Below are 16,762 nucleotides of genomic sequence, written 5' to 3'. Positions count from 1 at the left end.
ACACATTGGAACTAGCATGAGCGACATCAAAAAAGTAGTCCTCGCCTACTCTGGCGGCCTGGACACCTCCGTGATCCTGAAATGGCTGCAGGATAACTACCAGTGCGAAATCGTCACTTTCACGGCCGACCTGGGCCAGGGCGAGGAACTGGAACCGGCACGTGCCAAGGCGCTCAAGTTCGGCATCAAGCCGGAAAACATCTACATCGACGACGTGCGCGAAGAATTCGTGCGCGACTTCGTGTTCCCCATGTTCCGCGCCAATACCGTGTACGAGGGTGAATACCTGCTGGGCACCTCGATCGCCCGTCCGCTGATCGCCAAGCGCCTGATCGAGATCGCCAACGAGACCGGCGCCGACGCCATCTCGCACGGCGCCACCGGCAAGGGCAACGACCAGGTGCGCTTCGAACTGGGCGCCTACGCGCTGAAACCGGGTGTGAAAGTGATCGCCCCGTGGCGCGAGTGGGACCTGCTGTCGCGCGAAAAACTGCTGAAGTACGCGGAAGACGCCGGCATCGCCATCGACATGAAACACAAGAACGGCGGCGCGCCGTACTCGATGGACGCCAACCTGCTGCACATCTCCTTCGAAGGCCGCCACCTGGAAAACCCCAGCGCCGAAGCCGAGGAATCGATGTGGCGCTGGACCGTCAGCCCCGAGAAAGCGCCCGACCAGGCCGAGTACGTGGACCTGGAATACGAAAAGGGCGACATCGTGGCCATCAACGGCGTGCGCCTGTCGCCGGCCGCCGTGCTGACGGAACTGAACCGCCTGGGCGGCAAGCACGGCATCGGCCGCCTGGACCTGGTGGAGAACCGCTACGTCGGCATGAAGTCGCGCGGCTGCTACGAAACCCCGGGCGGCACCATCATGCTCAAGGGCCACCGCGCCATCGAATCGATCACCCTGGACCGCGAAGTGGCGCACCTGAAGGATGACCTGATGCCGCGCTACGCCTCGCTGATCTACAACGGCTACTGGTGGGCGCCGGAACGCGTTGCGCTGCAAACCCTGATCGACCATACCCAGCAGACCGTGAACGGCTGGGTGCGCGTCAAGCTGTACAAGGGCAATGTGATCGTGGTGTCGCGCGACTCCAAGACCGATTCGCTGTTCGACATGAACATCGCCACCTTCGACGAAGACGGCGGCGCCTACAACCAGGCCGACGCCGGCGGCTTCATCAAGCTGAACGCGCTGCGCATGCGCATCGCCGCCAACGCCCGCCTCAAGCGCGGCCAATAAGGCCGGCGCGTCGTAAATACAACGTCCGGCCCGCGCCGGGCGCATCACGGGCCGCTCCAGAGCGGCCCGTTCCGTGTCGTCCTCCCCTCCGCTGGCGCAAAATGATACATTGCGTTCAGTACACGTCATCCGCGGGGAGAACATGCTCAAAGACCTGGGTATCAAGACGAAACTGGCGGGTGGCCTCGGCGCCATCGTGGCCATCCTGCTCATCCTCCTGGTGCTGGCCTACACCAACTTCAGCAAGCTCTCGGACGCCAACGGGTGGGACCGCCACACGCTGGAAGTGCTACTCGAAACGAACAAGATAGAAACCTCGCTGCTGCAGGTGCAAAGCTCGACGCGCGGGTTCGTGTTCACCGGCGACGAAACCCTGACCAAGCCCATCGCCGAGGAGGAGCAGGCCGCCTTCGCCTACCTGGAGCACCTGCGCAGCCTGACCCGGGACAATCCCGGCCAGCAGGAACGCCTGCAGCGTCTCGATCCCCTGATACGGCAATGGCTGGCCAATGTGATCCATCCGGAGCTGGCCAAGCGGCGCGCGCTCAACCGGCAGCCCGGCTCGCCCCAGCAGGCCGCCACCCCGGCCGACATCCTCAACAGCTCGCGCACCATGGGCCAGATCCGCGTCCTGCTGGATCAGATCTCGGCCGAGGAACAGCGCCTGCTGGCAGTGCGCAGCAAGACCAGCACCGAGCTGCAGCAGGCAATGAATTTGATGCTGATCGTGGGCGGCTGCCTGGCGGTGCTGGCCGCCAGCGTGATCGGCTACACCATGTCGGCCGCGCTGCTGACGCCCATCCGCAACCTGGCCGCCGTTGCCGCCCGCATTACCGGCGGCGATGCGGGGGCGCGCGCCACCGTCCGTTCCGACGATGAACTGGGGCGCATGGCGGGCGCCTTCAACACCATGGCCCAGACCATCCAGGACAGCGCGCAAAAGGAAAGAGCCCTGACCGAACAGCTGCGCGCCAAGGTCGACGCGCTGCTGGGCGTGGTCAGCAAGGCCGCCTCCGGCGACCTGACCGGCAAGGTCACCGTCAGCGGCGAGGACGCCATCGGCCAGCTGGCGCTGGGCCTGCGCGCCATGCTGGACAACCTGCGCACCCTGATCAACAACGTGCAGAAGGCCGGCATCCAGGTCACCACCTCGGCCACCGAAATCGCCGCCTCGGCCAAGCAGCAGGAGGCCACCGGGGTGGAAACGGCCCAGACCAGCGTGGAAATCCTCAGCACCACCAAGGAAATCTCGGCCAACACCCAGCAGCTGCTCAAATCCATGGAAGAAGCCACCAGCGTGGCCGACTACACCACCCGCGCCACCGCCGACGCCCAGGCCAACCTGCACCGCATGGACGACACCATGCAAGCCATGGTGGCGGCCACCGACACCATCAACGCCAAGCTGGCCGCCCTGTCGGACAAGGCCAGCAACATCAACAGCGTGCTGACCACCATCACCAAGGTGGCCGACCAGACCAACATCCTGTCGCTGAACGCCGCCATCGAGGCCGAGAAGGCAGGCGAGGCCGGACGCGGCTTCTCGGTGGTGGCCACAGAGATCCGGCGCCTGGCCGACCAGACCTCGGTCTCGACCTGGGACATCGAGCAGATGCTCAAGGAAATGCAGTCGGCGGTATCGGCCAGCGTGATGGGCATGGACAAGTTCTCCGAGGAGATACGGCGCAGCGTGAGCGAGGTGCGCGAAGTGACGGCGCAGCTGTCCGCCGTGATGGAGCAGGTACAGAAACTGGCGCCGCAGTTCGAGGCCGTCCTGCAGGGCATGCAGTCGCAGGCCGTGGGCGCCGAGCAGATCACCTCCACCATGATGCAGCTGAACGACACCAACCAGCAGACCGTGGAATCGCTCAAGTCCACCAGCGAGGCGGTGATGCAGCTGCAGTATGCGGCCGGCGGCCTGCAATCGAGCGTGGCCACCTTCGCCGTCAACGCCGCCTGACGCTTGCGGGACTTCGCTTGTGGCGCGCCGCGTGCCACAATGCAGCCTGCGCCGTCATGCTTGACGGCAACCTGGAGAAATCATGTTGAAAGATTTGAGCATCAAGAAGAAGCTGTACCTGGGCTCGGGCGCGATCGCCATCCTGATCCTGATCCTGCTGGCGGTGGCGTCGAATAATTTTTCGCGCCTGTCGGAGGCCAATGCGCTGGACAAGCACACCATGGAAGTGCAGCTGGCCATCGATGCGCTGCGCAACGACCTGCTGCAGGTGCAGACCGAGGCGCGCGGCTATTACCTGACCGGCACCGAGGACCGCAAGGCGCGCGCCCTGGACGAGCTCAAGGACCTTCCGACCTCGGTCAAGCAGCTGCAGGACCTGACCCGCGACAATCCGGCCCAGGTGGAGCGCCTGCAAAAGCTGGGCGCCCTGATCGCCAGCTGGACCAGCGAAGTCATCGAAAAGCAGATGGCCTACCGCGAGCAGCTGGGCAACCAGCCCGGCGCCGCCGACACCATCGGCCGCACCCCGCAGTTCACCGCCGGCAGTCCGGCCATCAAGGCCGTGTACAAGACCCTGCAGGAGGCCAGCGACGAGGAAAACCGGCTGCAGCTGCAGCGCGCCAGCCTGTCCTCCGACCTGCACCGCAACATGACCCTGGTGCTGACCGTGGGCGGCGGCCTGTGCGTGGCGCTGTCGCTGGGCGTGTCCTACCTGCTGGGGCGCGCGCTGATGGCGCCGTTGACCAGCCTGACCGAGGGCGTGAGCCGCCTGGCGGCCGGCGAACAAGGTACGCGGGTGGCGGTACTGTCCGGCGACGAGCTGGGCCAGGTCACCCGGGAATTCAACCGCATGGCGCAAGCGATCCAGGACAGCCAGGAGCGCGAGCTGGCCGCCAGCAACCTGCTCAAGTCCAAGGTCGACTCGCTGCTGGGCGTGGTCAGCCAGGCCGCCTCAGGCGACCTGACCGGCAAGATCACCGTGTCCGGCGAGGACGCCATCGGCCGCCTGGCGGCCGGCCTGGGCACCATGTTCGGCAACCTGCGCACCCTGATCAACAACGTGCAGAAGGCCGGCATCCAGGTCACCACCTCGGCCACCGAGATCGCCGCCTCCGCCAAGCAGCAGGAGGCCACCGGGGTGGAGACGGCCCAGACCAGCGTGGAAATCCTCAGCACCACCAAGGAAATCTCGGCCAACACCCAGCAACTGCTGAAAACCATGGAAGATGCCACGTCGGTGGCCGACTACACCACCAGCGCCACGGCCGACGCCCAGGCCAACCTGCACCGCATGGACGACACCATGCAGCGCATGGTGTCGGCCACCGACGCCATCAACGCCAAGCTGGCCGCGCTGTCGGAAAAAGCCAGCAATATCAACAGCGTGCTGACCACCATCACCAAGGTGGCCGACCAGACCAACATCCTGTCGCTGAATGCCGCCATCGAGGCCGAGAAGGCAGGCGAGGCCGGGCGCGGCTTCTCGGTGGTGGCCACCGAGATCCGCCGCCTGGCCGACCAGACCTCGGTCTCGACCTGGGACATCGAGCAGATGCTCAAGGAAATGCAGTCGGCGGTGTCGGCCAGCGTGATGGGCATGGACAAGTTCTCCGAGGAGATACGGCGCAGCGTGACCGAGGTGCGCCAGGTCACCGACCAGCTGAGCGGCGTCATGGACCAGGTGCAGAAGCTGGCGCCGCAGTTCGACGCCGTGCTGCAGGGCATGCAGTCGCAGGCCGTGGGCGCCGAGCAGATCACGGCCACCATGATGCAGCTGAACGACGCCACCCAGCAGACCGTGGACTCGCTCAAGGCCACCAGCGAGGCGGTGCACCAGTTGCAGTACGCGGCCGGCGACCTGCAAGCCAGCGTGGCCAGCTTCGCGGTGGCGGTGTAGGGCATGAAGCAGTTGATTTTCCACATCGGCCAGGACCGCTACGGCTTGCGACTGCATGACGTGCTGCGCGTGCTGCCGCTGGTGGAATTGAAGCAGCTGCCGCTGGCGCCCCCCGAGGTGGCCGGGCTGATGGACCTGCACGGCGCCCCGGTGCCGGTGATCGACCTGGCGCGCCTGTCCGGCCTGCCGCCCAGCGCGCCGCACTTCGACACCCGCATCGTGTTGGTAGCCTACCGCGCGCCGGACGGCCGTTCCCATCCCCTCGGCCTGCTGGCCGAGCGGGTGGCCGGGGTACGCGAAGTACGCGACGACAAGCTGGCCGATGCCGGCGTTCTGGCCGCGCCCTTCCTGGGCCCGGTGGCCAGCGACGACGCTGGCATGGTGCAGCTGGTCGGGCTGGAGCAGTTGCTGCCAGCCGGGCTGCGCGCCCTGCTGTTCCAGGCGCCGCCACCTCTGGAGGGAGACGCGGGATGAGCGCCGCCCAGCAGCTGCTGCGTGCGGCCACCGGCTTGAACCTGTCGCGCCAGGCCGCCGAGCGGGCCGTCCGGAGCCGCATGGAGCGTACCGGGGCCCCCAGCCAGGACGCCTACCTGGCGCGCATGACGCCGGATGAGATGACGGCCCTGGTGGAACTGGTGGTGGTGCCGGAATCCTGGTTCTTCCGCGATCCGCTGGCTTTCACCGCCATGGCCGACATCCTGCGCGCCCGCGGCGGCGGCCTGCGTCCGGCACGCATCCTGTCCGTGCCCTGCGCCGGCGGCGAGGAACCGTACACCATCGCCATGGCCCTGGACGACGCCGGCTTCGCACCCGCATCCTTCGTGGTGGATGCCTATGACATCAGCCCCGGCTGCCTGGCGCGGGCGCAGGCCGGGGTCTACGGCCGCAACGCCTTCCGCAGCCGCGACCTGCGCTTCCGCGAGCACTACTTCGAGCCTGCCGGCGGCGGCGATTACCGCATCAAGGACGCCATCCGCCAGCAGGTGCGCTTCCAGCGGGCCAACCTGCTGGAGCTGGACACAGCGGGGCGCGAAGGTAGCTACGACGTGATCTTTTGCCGCAACCTGCTGATCTACTTCGACAAGCCGACCACCGCCGCCGCCATCGCCAGGCTGCGCATCCTGCTGGCCGACGACGGCGTGCTGTTCTCCGGGTACGCGGAAGTGCACGCGTTCTGCCAGAACGGCTTCTCGCCGCTGCCGTATGCCCAGGCCTTCGGGCTGCGGAAGGACGACGCGGCCGGCCAGGCGACGGAGGTGCGCGCGCTGCCTTCCCTGGCGGCGCCGCGCGTGCGCCGCCAGGGCTTGGCCTCGCCGTCCATCAGCCCTGCAGCCGCCGCGCCGCACGTAGGCGGGCCGGGCCTGGCTGAGCCAGGATCGTTCACCCCGCGCCAATCCGGGCCGCGTATGACCGGGGCGCGTATGGCCGGGCCGGGCGCAACGTCGGCCGTTCGTGGCCCGGCCGCCCCCACCTACGCCTCGTCCGTGGCGCCGCCGGCGCCGGGCGCCGCCCGCGTGCAGCTGGCGCGCGGTCCGGCGCCATCCGCCGCAGCCCCGTCCAGCGCCGTTATCCCGCCACCCGGCGGCGCCGCCGGCCAGGACCGCATCGCCGAGGCGCGCCGCCTGGCCGACAGCGGACGGCTCAGCGAGGCCGAGGCCCTGTGCCGCGCCCAGCTGGAGCAGGCGCCGGATACGGCCGAGGCCTATTTCATCCTCGGCCTGGTAAGCGAACTGGGCGGCAAGAGCGCCGAGTCCGGCGAGCACCTGCGGCGCTGCATCTACCTGCAGCCGGACCACTATGACGCCTTGTGCCACCTGGCGCTGCTGGCCGAAGCCGGCGGCGACAGCGCCAGCGCCGCCACCCTCAAGGCGCGCGCGGCCCGCATCTATCAACGCCGCCAGGCTAACGGAATCCGCACATCATGAGCCACCCCGACCACACCGCCATCGACTGCTGGAACCGTATCGGCGTGATGGGCGACCAGAGCTGCGAACAACTGCAGCGCGTCATCCACTGCCGCAACTGCGAAGTGTACGCGGCGGCCGCGCAAACCTTCATGCAGCGGCCCGTCGACGAGAGCTACCGCAAGGACTGGGCGGCCCACTTCCGCGCACCGGCCGGCGCCGGCGAGCTGCGCCCCCATTCGGGGCTGGTGTTCCGGGTGGGGCGCGAATGGCTGTCGCTACCGACTAGCATCTTCGTCTCGGTGGCGCCCGAGGCCAGGCCACATCGCCTGCCGCACCGCAATGCGCGCGGCCTGGCCGGCATCGTCAACGTGGGCGGCACCCTGTACCCCTGCATGTCGCTGGCGGCGCTACTGGACATCGAGGCCGGCGATGCGGTGGCGGCCAACGGCCGCCACATTTTCCCGCGCCTGCTGCTGATGCAGTGGGAAGGGCAGGCCTACGCCCTGCCGGTGCAGGACCTGCACGGCATCGTGCGCTACGCCGCCAGCGAGGTGAAGGCGCCGGCCGCCACCATGAACAAGGGCTTGTCACGCTTCCTGACCGGCGTGATCAGCGACGGCGACATGCGCATCGGCCTGCTGGACGCAGCGCTGGTCGGCTACCAACTGGAGAGAATCCTACGATGAGCCAGCAGAACGGCGACTTGAGCCAATTCTCCATGCGCGACCTGTTCCGCATGGAGGCCGACAGCCAGACCCAGGTCCTGACCGAGGGCCTGCTGGCCATGGAGCGCCACCAGGGCGACGCCAGGGCGGTGGAAGCCATGATGCGGGCCGCCCACTCGATCAAGGGCGCGGCCGCCATCGTCGGCCTGGACACCGTGGTGCAGCTGGCGCACGGCATGGAGGACGCCTTCATCGCGGCCCAGCACGGCAAGCTGAAGCTCACGCCCAACCGGGTCGACGTGCTGCTGGCCGGGGTCGACCTGATCCTGCAGATGTCGCGCCTGGACGACGCCGGCGCGGCTGCCTGGCAGGCCGCCCACGCCGGCCAGGTGCGCGCCGCCATGGAATCCATCGCCACCATCGCCTTCCTGCCCGAACCGGTCGACCTGCAGGCCGAGGCCGGGCTGGCCCCGCCACCGCCCCCCGCTCCGGCGCCGCAGCCGGCTGCGCCCGTATTACCGTCCGTATTCCCGCCCGGCGAACTGCCGCTGGCCGCGCCCGAGCCGCCGCCACCGCCGCCGGCGCCACCGGCGGTGCGCGCCGCGCCGGCCAAGGGTGCACAGAACTTCGACCGCCTGCTGGCGCTGGCCAGCGAAGCGCGCATCCATGCCCACCAGCTGCATGCCGTGATCCAGGACCTGCAGCGCTTCAAGCGCAGCCAGGGCGCCCTGTTCGCCCTGGTGGAGGAGCTGCATGAAGCGATCTCCAACGGCAGCGACAACGCGCTCAAGGAAAAATCCCTGCTGGCGCTGCAAAAGACCCATCCGCTCAAGCAGTTCGTGCTGGAGCACATCGCCGGCATGGAAGGCTATGAACGGCGCGTGCTGAGCGGGTCGCAGAACATGGTGGACGAGGTGCTGGCGCTGCGCATGCGGCCGTTCCGCGACGGCGTGCAAGCCTTCCCGCGCATGGTGCGCGACCTGGCCCGCAGCCTGGGCAAGGATGTGCAGCTGCAGATCCTGGGCGAGGACACCCTGGTCGACCGCGACATCCTGGCGCGCATGGAAAGCCCGCTCAACCACATGCTGCGCAACGCCGTCGACCACGGCATGGAAACGGCCGCCGAGCGGCTGGCGGCCGGCAAACCGGCCGGCGGCACCGTGGTGCTGGAGGCGCGCCACCGGGCCGGCATGCTGAGCATCGAGATCCACGACGACGGTCGTGGCGTGGACCTGGACAAGATCCGCCGCCGCGTGGTCGAGCGCAAGATGACCAGCGAGGCCATGGCGGCCGCCATGTCGCAGGCCGAGCTGCTGGAATTCCTGTTCCTGCCCTCCTTCAGCCTGAAGGATGGCATCACCGACATCTCCGGGCGCGGGGTCGGCCTGGACATCGTGCAGGACACCATCCGCGCCCTGAACGGCAGCGTCAGGCTGGAGTCGGAGTTCGGGCGCGGCTTCCATACGTCGATCACCCTGCCGCTGACCCAGTCCATCATGCGCTGCCTGGTGTGCGAGATCCAGGGCGAGGCCTACGCCCTGCCCATCGTCAAGGTCGAGCGGGTGCTGGAGGTGGCGCGCGAGGCCATCCACACGCTGGAAAACAAGCAGTTCTTCGAGCATGGCGGCGAGCACCTGGGGTTGGTTTCCGCGGCCCAGGTGCTGGAGCTGGGCCAGCGCGAATCGCGCGCCGCCGAGCTGCCGGTGCTGGTGATCGGCAATGGCGCGCGCCGCTACGCGCTGGTGGTGGACGCCATCCGCGGCGAACAAAGCCTGGCGGTGCAGGCCATCGACCCGGTGTTCGGCAAGATGCGCGACATCCTGGCCGCCGCCCTGCTGGACGATGGTGAGCCGGTGCTGATCCTGGACGTGCCCGACCTGCTGCTGTCGATCGACAAGCTGCTGCACGAGGGCGGCCTGCAGCAGCTGGCCCAGGCCGACCTGGCCGAGCGCCGCAAGATGAAGCGCATCCTGGTGGTGGACGATTCGCTCACCGTGCGCGAGATGGAGCGCAAGCTGCTGCAGGGACGAGGCTTCCAGGTCGACATCGCCATCGACGGCATGGATGGCTGGAACGTGGTGCGCAGCGGCGATTACGACCTGGTCATCACCGACGTCGACATGCCGCGCCTGGACGGCATCGAGCTGGTCAGCCTCATCAAGAAAGATATTCACCTGCACAAACTGCCGGTCATGATAGTCTCCTATAAAGACCGCCCCGAGGACCGCGCCCGCGGCCTGTCGGCCGGTGCGGACTATTATTTGACCAAAGGCAGTTTCCACGACGAGACCCTGCTGGACGCCGTGGCCGACCTGATAGGAGACGCCCGCAGATGAAAATCGCCATCGCCAACGATGTCGCCATGGCAGCCGAGGCGCTGCGGCGCGTGGTGGCCAGCACCGCCGAGCACCAGGTGCTGTGGATAGCCCGCACCGGGCTGGAAGCCGTGCGCATGTGCGCCGAGCACCGGCCCGACCTGATCCTGATGGACCTCAACATGCCCGAACTCGATGGGGTCGAGGCCACCCGCCAGATCATGGAGCAAAGCCCGTGCGCCATCCTGGTGGTGACCGGCCGGCCGCAGGACAATGTCAACCAGGTATTCCGCGCCCTGGGCGCCGGCGCGCTGGACGTGACCGCGACCCCGGTGCTGCAGGGCCAGCCGGGCGGCGATGCCGAGCTGCTGGCCAAGATACGCACCATGGACAAGCTGATACGCCACAGCGGCGGCAACCAGGCCATGGCGCCGAAAAATGCCGGCGCCCAAGGCAACGGCGCCGCCCAGCCGGCCGCCGAGGTGGCGGTACGCTCGCTGCTGGCCATAGGCGCCTCCACCGGCGGCCCGGTAGCCATTTCCAAGCTGCTGGCCGGATGGACCCCGCCGCCCAGCTGCGCCATCGTGGTGGTGCAGCACATCGATCAGCACTTCGCCGACAATTTCGCGCGCTGGCTGGGAGAACAGCTGGCCATGCCGGTGCGCGCCATCGACGACGGCGACGAATTGCAGGGCGGCGCGGTGCTGATTGCCAAGAGTAACGACCACTTAACGCTGGATCAAAATTATCGCTTGGGTTACGATGTTTCACCCAAGGATTATGCCTACCGGCCCTCGGTGGATGTGTTTTTCCACTGCGTGGCCCAGCACTGGCGGGGCGAAGCCATCGGCGTACTGCTGACCGGCATGGGGCGTGATGGTGCGGAAGGCCTGCTGGCCATGCGCCGCGCCGGCCACACCACCATCGCCCAGGACCAGGCCAGCAGCGCCGTGTACGGCATGCCGCGTGCTGCGGCTGAGCTCGATGCCGCCCAGATGGTGTTACCATTGAGCAAAATCGGCCCCGTGCTACGCACCACGCTGGGCGGGCGCACCTAGCCTAGCCGGCCGCACCTGGCCTTACAACCAAGAGAATACCGATGTCCGATGTAAATGCACTGCCGCCAGACCAGGAAACCACGCTGACCGCCTTCAAGGTGCGGGTGCTGCTGGTGGACGACCAGCTGATCATCGTGGAGGCGGTGCGCCGCATGCTGAGCGACCAGGCCGACATCGAATTCCACTACGTGACAGACGCCGCCATGGCCGTCACCACGGCCCAGCAGCTGCAACCCACCGTGATCCTGCAGGATCTGGTCATGCCCAGCATAGACGGCTTTGGCCTGATCAAGCTATACCGCGACGAGGAAAGCCTGCGCAGCGTGCCGGTGATCGTGCTGTCGGCCAAGGAAGACCCCAAGCTCAAGGCGCACAGCTTCGCCACCGGCGCCAACGACTACATGGTCAAGCTGCCGGACAAGCTGGAACTGCTGGCGCGCGTGCGCTACCACTCGGGCGCCCACATCAGCCGGCTGCAGCGCGACCAGGCCTTCCGCTTCCTGCGCGAGAGCCAGAAGAACCTGGCCGTGGCCAATATCGAGCTGCAAAAGCTGGCCGCGCTGGACGCCCTCACCGGTATTGCCAACCGCCGCCGCTATGACGAAACCCTGCAGCTGGAGTGGCAGCGCGCGCAGCGCGAGCGCGCCCCGCTGTCGCTGATGCTGTGCGACGTGGACTATTTCAAATCCTATAACGACAGCTACGGCCACCTGGCGGGCGATTTGTGCCTGAAAAAGGTGGCCGCCGTACTGACCGAACACTTGAAGCGCCCGGCCGACCTGGCCGCGCGCTACGGCGGCGAGGAATTTGCCATCATCCTGCCTGAAACCGACCTGGCCGGCGCACTGATCGTGGCCGAGTCATGCCGCCGCCACCTGGAACAGCTGGGCATAGACAATCCGCAGGCGCCGAGCGGCAACGTGGTTACCATGTCGATAGGCGTGGCGACCGTGGTGCCCTCGCCCGCTTCCAGCGTCGAACGCCTGCTGGAACAAGCAGACCAGGCTTTGTACGCCGCCAAGCGCGCCGGCCGCAACCGCATCCTCAGCGCGGCCGACCTGCCGGGCGATTCCGCATCCCCTTGAGAAAGACAACATGAGTGCACAGATCGACCACGTCAGCGTGGTGAAGAAATCGAATATCTATTTTGACGGCAAGTGCGTCTCGCACAGCGTGATCCTGGCCGACGGCAGCAAGAAAACCGTGGGCGTGATCTTCCCGTCCAGCCTGACCTTCAACACCGGCGCCCCGGAAACCATGGAAATCGTGGGCGGCGTGTGCAAGGTGCGCCTGGCCGGCGCCACCGAATGGAACACTTACGGCGCGGGCCAGGAATTCAAGGTCGGCGCCAACACCCACTTCGACATCGAGACCGTGGAAACGCTGGACTACGTCTGCCACTTCGGCTGATCCCCGCCTGATATCGCGTTAATCCCGCATTGACGCCCCGGGGCCGGGTCAGACAAACACCGGCTCCGCTTCCAGTTCCACCCCATAGCGGGCCTGCACATCGGCCTGTATCGCCCGCGCCAGCTTCACCACATCTGCCCCACTTGCCCCGCCGCGGTTCACCAGGACCAGCGCCTGCTTTTCATACACGCCGGCCGGCCCCAGGCTGCGCCCCTTCCAGCCACACTGGTCGATCAACCATCCGGCCGCCAGCTTTTCCGTGCCGTCAGGCTGGCGGTGGTGCACCAGATCGGGATAGCGTTCCAGCAGGGCCGCGCATTGCGCCTGCGTGACCACCGGATTCTTGAAGAAGCTGCCGGCGTTGCCAATCACGGCCGGGTCCGGCAACTTGCGGCGGCGGATGGCGGTCACGGCGTCGGCGATGGCACGCGGGCTGGGGGCCGGCTGCCCGGCCAGCGCGTCGGCCAGCTCGGCGTAGCGCAGGTTGGGCTGCCAGGCGCGCGGCAGCGCGAAGGTGACGTCGACGATGATCAGGCCGCGCTCGGCTTGCTGCTTGAACACGCTGTCGCGGTAGCCGAAGCGGCAGGCGGCGCGGTCCATGGCGAGCAGCTCGCCGGTGGACGGGTCCAGCGCCGTCAGGCTGTGGAACACGTCCTTGATTTCCAGTCCGTAGGCGCCGATATTCTGGATGGGCGCGGCGCCCACCGTGCCCGGGATCAGGGACAGGTTTTCCAGTCCGGGCCGGTCTTGCGCCAGGGTCCATTGCACGAAACCGTCCCAGTGTTCGCCGGCGGCGGCGCGCACGTAGTGGTGGGTCGCGTCGCTGGCCAGCAGTTCGCGGCCGGCCAGCGCGATGTGCAGCACCAGGCCCTCATAGTCGCCGGTCAGCAGCACGTTGCTGCCGCCGCCCAGCACCAGACGCGGCAGGGCCGCCAAGGCCGGATCGGCCAGCGCCGCACGCAGCTGTGCCAGCGTCTCCACCCGCAGGTAGGCCCGGGCCCGGGCCGCGATGCCGAAGGTGTTCAGGGTCTGGAGCGGGAACTGGTGCAGGATGGCGTCGGACATGGGAAATAACTGATAAATTTGGTCGATTATAGAGGGTATCGAGTAAAAAACCAGACGCTTAATGGGGGCGAACGGGCCGTTGTCCGTTAAAATGTCAGTCTTTATGATGCAGCCATAGCAACTTGCGCTGCAGGCCACACGAAAAAGGAATAGCCATGCCGTCGTTTGATGTAGTCTCCGAAGCCGATATGATCGAAGTGAAAAACGCTGTCGAGCAATCCAACAAGGAAATCTCCACCCGTTTCGACTTCAAGGGCAGCGATGCGCGCGTCGAGCAGAAGGACAATGAACTGACCATCTACGCCGATTCCGAATTCCAGTTGCAGCAGGTACGCGATGTGCTCACCAACAAGCTGGCCAAGCGCAAGGTCGACGTGCGCTTCCTGGAAGATGGCGACATCAAGAAGATCGGTGGCGACAAGCTCAAGCAGCCGGTCAAGATCAAGAACGGCATCGAGTCCGACGCCGCCAAGAAGATCGTTCGCGTCATCAAGGATAGCAAGATGAAGGTGCAGGCCAGCATACAGGGCGAGGCCGTGCGCGTGAGCGGCGCCAAGCGCGACGACCTGCAGGCCGCCATGGCCCTGCTGCGCAAGGACGTGCCCGACATGCCGCTGGAATTCAACAACTTCCGCGACTGAGGTCCGCCCGTCACGATGCTGTAGCAGACCTGGAGTACAATCGGCTGGCCAGCCCGCTCCAGGCACTGCCACGCGACCGCAACCCTTGCCTGGGCGCTCCGCCCAGCGATCAACCCCGGTAGTCTAAGGATAGCAATGAAACGTGTTGATGATTTCCGTCTGCGATTTGGCAACAACGAATACGTGCCCATCATGATAGGCGGAATGGGGGTCGATATCTCGACCTCGGAACTGGCGCTGGAAGCGGCCCGCCTGGGGGGCATCGGCCATATCTCGGACGCCATGGTGGAAGACGTGTCGGACCGCCGCTTCGACACCACCTTCGTCAAGGATAAGACCCGGCTCTACAAGTACAACATCAACAACTCGGACAAGTCCGTGGTGCAGTTCGACCTGGAGCGCCTGGCCGAAGCCCAGCGCCTGCACATAGGCCGCACCATGGAGCAGAAGAAGGGGCCGGGCCTGATCTTCGTGAACTGCATGGAAAAGCTGACCATGAACGGCCCGCGCGAGACCCTGCGCACCCGCTTGAACGCGGCGCTGGACGCCGGCATCGACGGCATCACCCTGTCGGCCGGCCTGCACTTCGGCTCGTTCGCCTTGATGGCTGACCATCCGCGCTTCCGCGAGGCCAAGCTGGGCATCATCGTATCCTCCGTGCGCGCGCTGCAGATCTTCCTGCGCAAGAACGCCAAGCTGAACCGCTTGCCCGACTACATCATCGTCGAAGGCCCGCTGGCCGGCGGCCACCTGGGCTTCGGCCTGGAGGACTGGGCCGAGTATGACCTGATGACTATCACCAAGGAACTGCTGGCCTACCTGAAGGAAGAGCAGCTGGACATTCCGCTGATTGCGGCCGGCGGCATCTTCACGGGCAGCGACGCGGTCAACTTCCTGGAGGCGGGCGCTGCTGGCGTGCAAGTGGCGACCCGCTTCACCGTCACCAAGGAGTGTGGCCTGCCGGACAAGGTCAAGCAGGAATACTTCAAGGCCTCGGAAAAGGACATCATCGTCAACGGCGTGTCGCCCACCGGCTATCCGATGCGCATGCTGAAGAACACGCCCGCCATCGGCGCAGGCACCCGCCCCGGCTGCGAGTCCTACGGCTACCTGCTGGATGCGACCGGCAACTGCGCCTACATCAACTCGTACAACCGCGAAGTGGCGGCCCATCCCGAGCTGAAAACCGTGTCGGTGATGGACAAGACCTGCTTGTGCACCCACATGCGCAACTTCAATTGCTGGACCTGCGGCCACTATACCTACAAGCTCAAGGACACTTCCCACCGCAAGCCCGATGGAGAGTACCAGCTGCTGACGGCCGAACATGTGTTCAAGGACTACCAGTTCAGCGTGGACAATCAGATAGCCCTGCCTGAAAAAGAATTCTAATCAGGATGGACCAAGCGGGCGCTGCAACGACGCCATGGTCATGTTGAAAAGCCCACCAAGGCCCGGTACGCACCGGGCCTTTTTTATCAGCCCTCCGAGGTGATGCGGCCTATCAAGGCTGCCAGTACTTCCTCTGCCAACTCGTTGTCGACCTGGCAGGTGCCGGCGTTCTCGTGTCCGCCGCCGCCGTATTCCAGCATCAGGGCGCCGATATTGGTTTTCGATGTGCGATTGAGGATGGATTTTCCGGTGGCGAACACCGTGTTCTGGTTTTTCACTCCCCACAGCACGTGGATGGAGATATTCGTCTCTGGGAACAGGGCGTAGATGATGAAGCGGTTGCCGGCGTAGATCACGTCTTCCTTACGCAGGTCCAGCACCACCAGGTTCTTGTGCACGGTGGCGCAGCGGCGGATCTGCTCCTTGCATTTTTCCGCGTGCTCGAAGTACAGGTCCTTGCGTTCCTTCACATCGGGCAGTTCCATGATTTGAGCTATGGTATTGGTCTTGCAATAGTCGATCAAGTCCATCATCAGGTTGTAGTTGGAGATGCGGAAGTCGCGGAAGCGCCCCAGGCCGGTGCGGGCGTCCATCAGGAAGTTCAGCAAGTCCCAGCCTTCGGGGTTGAGTACTTCCTGTTCGTTGAAGCGCGCCGCGTCGCCCTTGTCGACGGCCGCCATCATGTCGTTCCAGGATGCCGGGAAGGCGTCCAGGCCGCCATAGTAGTCGTACACCACGCGCGCGGCCGATGGGGCATCGGGATCGATCACATGGTTGGGACGTTCGCCGGTGTTGCGTATGGTTTCGGACAGGTGGTGGTCGAAAGCCAGATGCACGCCGGGCACATAGGGAAGATTGGTGGTGATGTCGCGGTCGCTGATAGCGATTTTACCGTCCTGCATGTCCTTGGGATGGACGAACAGGATGTCCTCGATCAGGTCCAGGTGCTTGAGCAGCACCGCGCACACCAGACCGTCGAAATCGCTACGCGTTACCAGACGGAATTTTTGCTCAGCCATGAATACGCCCTTGGGGTTGTGGAGCGGTCCATGATAACGCAAAAAAACCCCAATATGCACTGAGCGCGATCTTGAGCGCGTTCAGGCTGATTGGGGTTTTCTCTAATAACTAGCCTGACGATAACCTACTTTCACACTGGTTGCAGCACTATCATCGGCGCAGAGTCGTTTCACGGTCCTGTTC

At 65.9% G+C, this 16,762-nt stretch carries 14 protein-coding genes; 12 read left to right on the top strand and 2 right to left on the bottom strand.

The window, feature by feature from the left end:
- The first annotated feature begins 16 nt into the window (after positions 1-16).
- From ACLB1G_RS19695 to ppnP, 10 genes are all read left to right on the top strand, one after another.
- Positions 17-1,249: an argininosuccinate synthase gene (locus ACLB1G_RS19695; RefSeq protein ID WP_491628939.1), complete on the top strand. Its 1,233-nt coding sequence runs from the start codon at positions 17-19 to the stop codon at positions 1,247-1,249.
- Between the two features lie 142 nt (positions 1,250-1,391).
- Positions 1,392-3,209 (top strand): methyl-accepting chemotaxis protein, encoded by a 1,818-nt coding sequence (locus ACLB1G_RS19690; protein ID WP_491628938.1) that lies wholly within the window; start codon positions 1,392-1,394, stop codon positions 3,207-3,209.
- Between the two features lie 82 nt (positions 3,210-3,291).
- Complete coding sequence (locus ACLB1G_RS19685; RefSeq protein ID WP_491628937.1) at positions 3,292-5,106, top strand: methyl-accepting chemotaxis protein; 1,815 nt, start codon at positions 3,292-3,294, stop codon at positions 5,104-5,106.
- A gap of 3 nt (positions 5,107-5,109) precedes the next feature.
- The gene (locus ACLB1G_RS19680) at positions 5,110-5,580 is read left to right on the top strand and encodes a chemotaxis protein CheW (protein WP_491628936.1); all 471 of its coding nucleotides are present in this window, start codon (positions 5,110-5,112) and stop codon (positions 5,578-5,580) included.
- Positions 5,577-7,031 (top strand): CheR family methyltransferase, encoded by a 1,455-nt coding sequence (locus ACLB1G_RS19675; RefSeq protein WP_491628935.1) that lies wholly within the window; start codon positions 5,577-5,579, stop codon positions 7,029-7,031. Before ACLB1G_RS19680 ends, ACLB1G_RS19675 begins: the two co-directional genes overlap by 4 nt.
- Positions 7,028-7,699 carry a chemotaxis protein CheW gene (locus tag ACLB1G_RS19670; RefSeq protein WP_491628934.1) on the top strand — a complete coding sequence of 224 codons (672 nt, stop codon included), beginning with the start codon at positions 7,028-7,030 and terminating at the stop codon, positions 7,697-7,699. The genes ACLB1G_RS19675 and ACLB1G_RS19670 overlap by 4 nt, the downstream gene beginning before the upstream one ends.
- Positions 7,696-10,014, top strand: a complete 2,319-nt coding sequence (locus ACLB1G_RS19665) for a hybrid sensor histidine kinase/response regulator (protein ID WP_491628933.1) — start codon at positions 7,696-7,698, stop codon at positions 10,012-10,014. Before ACLB1G_RS19670 ends, ACLB1G_RS19665 begins: the two co-directional genes overlap by 4 nt.
- The gene (gene cheB, locus ACLB1G_RS19660) at positions 10,011-11,051 is read left to right on the top strand and encodes a chemotaxis-specific protein-glutamate methyltransferase CheB (protein WP_491628932.1); all 1,041 of its coding nucleotides are present in this window, start codon (positions 10,011-10,013) and stop codon (positions 11,049-11,051) included. Before ACLB1G_RS19665 ends, cheB begins: the two co-directional genes overlap by 4 nt.
- A 41-nt stretch (positions 11,052-11,092) precedes the next feature.
- Positions 11,093-12,136: a diguanylate cyclase domain-containing protein gene (locus ACLB1G_RS19655; RefSeq protein WP_491628931.1), complete on the top strand. Its 1,044-nt coding sequence runs from the start codon at positions 11,093-11,095 to the stop codon at positions 12,134-12,136.
- Positions 12,137-12,146: 10 nt separating this feature from the next.
- Complete coding sequence (gene ppnP, locus ACLB1G_RS19650) at positions 12,147-12,461, top strand: pyrimidine/purine nucleoside phosphorylase (protein ID WP_491628930.1); 315 nt, start codon at positions 12,147-12,149, stop codon at positions 12,459-12,461.
- A 48-nt stretch (positions 12,462-12,509) separates the two neighbouring features.
- Here ppnP and murB read toward each other — a convergent pair whose 3' ends face one another.
- Entirely contained in the window at positions 12,510-13,526 is a 1,017-nt protein-coding gene (murB, locus tag ACLB1G_RS19645) for a UDP-N-acetylmuramate dehydrogenase (protein ID WP_491628929.1), read from the bottom strand.
- Positions 13,527-13,681: 155 nt separating this feature from the next.
- Here murB and ACLB1G_RS19640 point away from each other — a divergent pair, with 155 nt between their 5' ends.
- Together ACLB1G_RS19640 and ACLB1G_RS19635 are read left to right on the top strand one after the other, a co-directional pair.
- Positions 13,682-14,167 (top strand): YajQ family cyclic di-GMP-binding protein, encoded by a 486-nt coding sequence (locus ACLB1G_RS19640; protein ID WP_491628928.1) that lies wholly within the window; start codon positions 13,682-13,684, stop codon positions 14,165-14,167.
- 135 nt (positions 14,168-14,302) lie between these two features.
- Positions 14,303-15,559, top strand: a complete 1,257-nt coding sequence (locus tag ACLB1G_RS19635) for a nitronate monooxygenase (protein ID WP_491628927.1) — start codon at positions 14,303-14,305, stop codon at positions 15,557-15,559.
- Positions 15,560-15,645: 86 nt separating this feature from the next.
- Here the strand turns inward: ACLB1G_RS19635 and ACLB1G_RS19630 are convergent, their stop codons facing one another.
- Complete coding sequence (locus tag ACLB1G_RS19630) at positions 15,646-16,578, bottom strand: DHH family phosphoesterase (RefSeq protein ID WP_491628926.1); 933 nt, start codon at positions 16,576-16,578, stop codon at positions 15,646-15,648.
- Positions 16,579-16,762 lie beyond the last annotated feature (184 nt).

The organism is Duganella kummerowiae (assembly GCF_053572355.1).
The sequence above is the reverse complement of the archived record's forward strand: the minus strand, read 5'-3'. Positions and strand labels throughout refer to the sequence as shown.

Excerpts from the sequence above, each read along its gene's own strand:
- ACLB1G_RS19695 (WP_491628939.1), top strand. The coding sequence starts at position 17 with ATGAGCGACATCAAAAAAGTAGTCCTCGCCTACTCTGGCGGCCTGGAC.
- ACLB1G_RS19690 (WP_491628938.1), top strand. The coding sequence starts at position 1,392 with ATGCTCAAAGACCTGGGTATCAAGACGAAACTGGCGGGTGGCCTCGGC.
- ACLB1G_RS19685 (WP_491628937.1), top strand. The coding sequence starts at position 3,292 with ATGTTGAAAGATTTGAGCATCAAGAAGAAGCTGTACCTGGGCTCGGGC.
- ACLB1G_RS19680 (WP_491628936.1), top strand. The coding sequence starts at position 5,110 with ATGAAGCAGTTGATTTTCCACATCGGCCAGGACCGCTACGGCTTGCGA.
- ACLB1G_RS19675 (WP_491628935.1), top strand. The coding sequence starts at position 5,577 with ATGAGCGCCGCCCAGCAGCTGCTGCGTGCGGCCACCGGCTTGAACCTG.
- ACLB1G_RS19670 (WP_491628934.1), top strand. The coding sequence starts at position 7,028 with ATGAGCCACCCCGACCACACCGCCATCGACTGCTGGAACCGTATCGGC.
- ACLB1G_RS19665 (WP_491628933.1), top strand. The coding sequence starts at position 7,696 with ATGAGCCAGCAGAACGGCGACTTGAGCCAATTCTCCATGCGCGACCTG.
- cheB (WP_491628932.1), top strand. The coding sequence starts at position 10,011 with ATGAAAATCGCCATCGCCAACGATGTCGCCATGGCAGCCGAGGCGCTG.
- ACLB1G_RS19655 (WP_491628931.1), top strand. The coding sequence starts at position 11,093 with ATGTCCGATGTAAATGCACTGCCGCCAGACCAGGAAACCACGCTGACC.
- ppnP (WP_491628930.1), top strand. The coding sequence starts at position 12,147 with ATGAGTGCACAGATCGACCACGTCAGCGTGGTGAAGAAATCGAATATC.
- murB (WP_491628929.1), bottom strand. The coding sequence starts at position 13,526 with ATGTCCGACGCCATCCTGCACCAGTTCCCGCTCCAGACCCTGAACACC.
- ACLB1G_RS19640 (WP_491628928.1), top strand. The coding sequence starts at position 13,682 with ATGCCGTCGTTTGATGTAGTCTCCGAAGCCGATATGATCGAAGTGAAA.
- ACLB1G_RS19635 (WP_491628927.1), top strand. The coding sequence starts at position 14,303 with ATGAAACGTGTTGATGATTTCCGTCTGCGATTTGGCAACAACGAATAC.
- ACLB1G_RS19630 (WP_491628926.1), bottom strand. The coding sequence starts at position 16,578 with ATGGCTGAGCAAAAATTCCGTCTGGTAACGCGTAGCGATTTCGACGGT.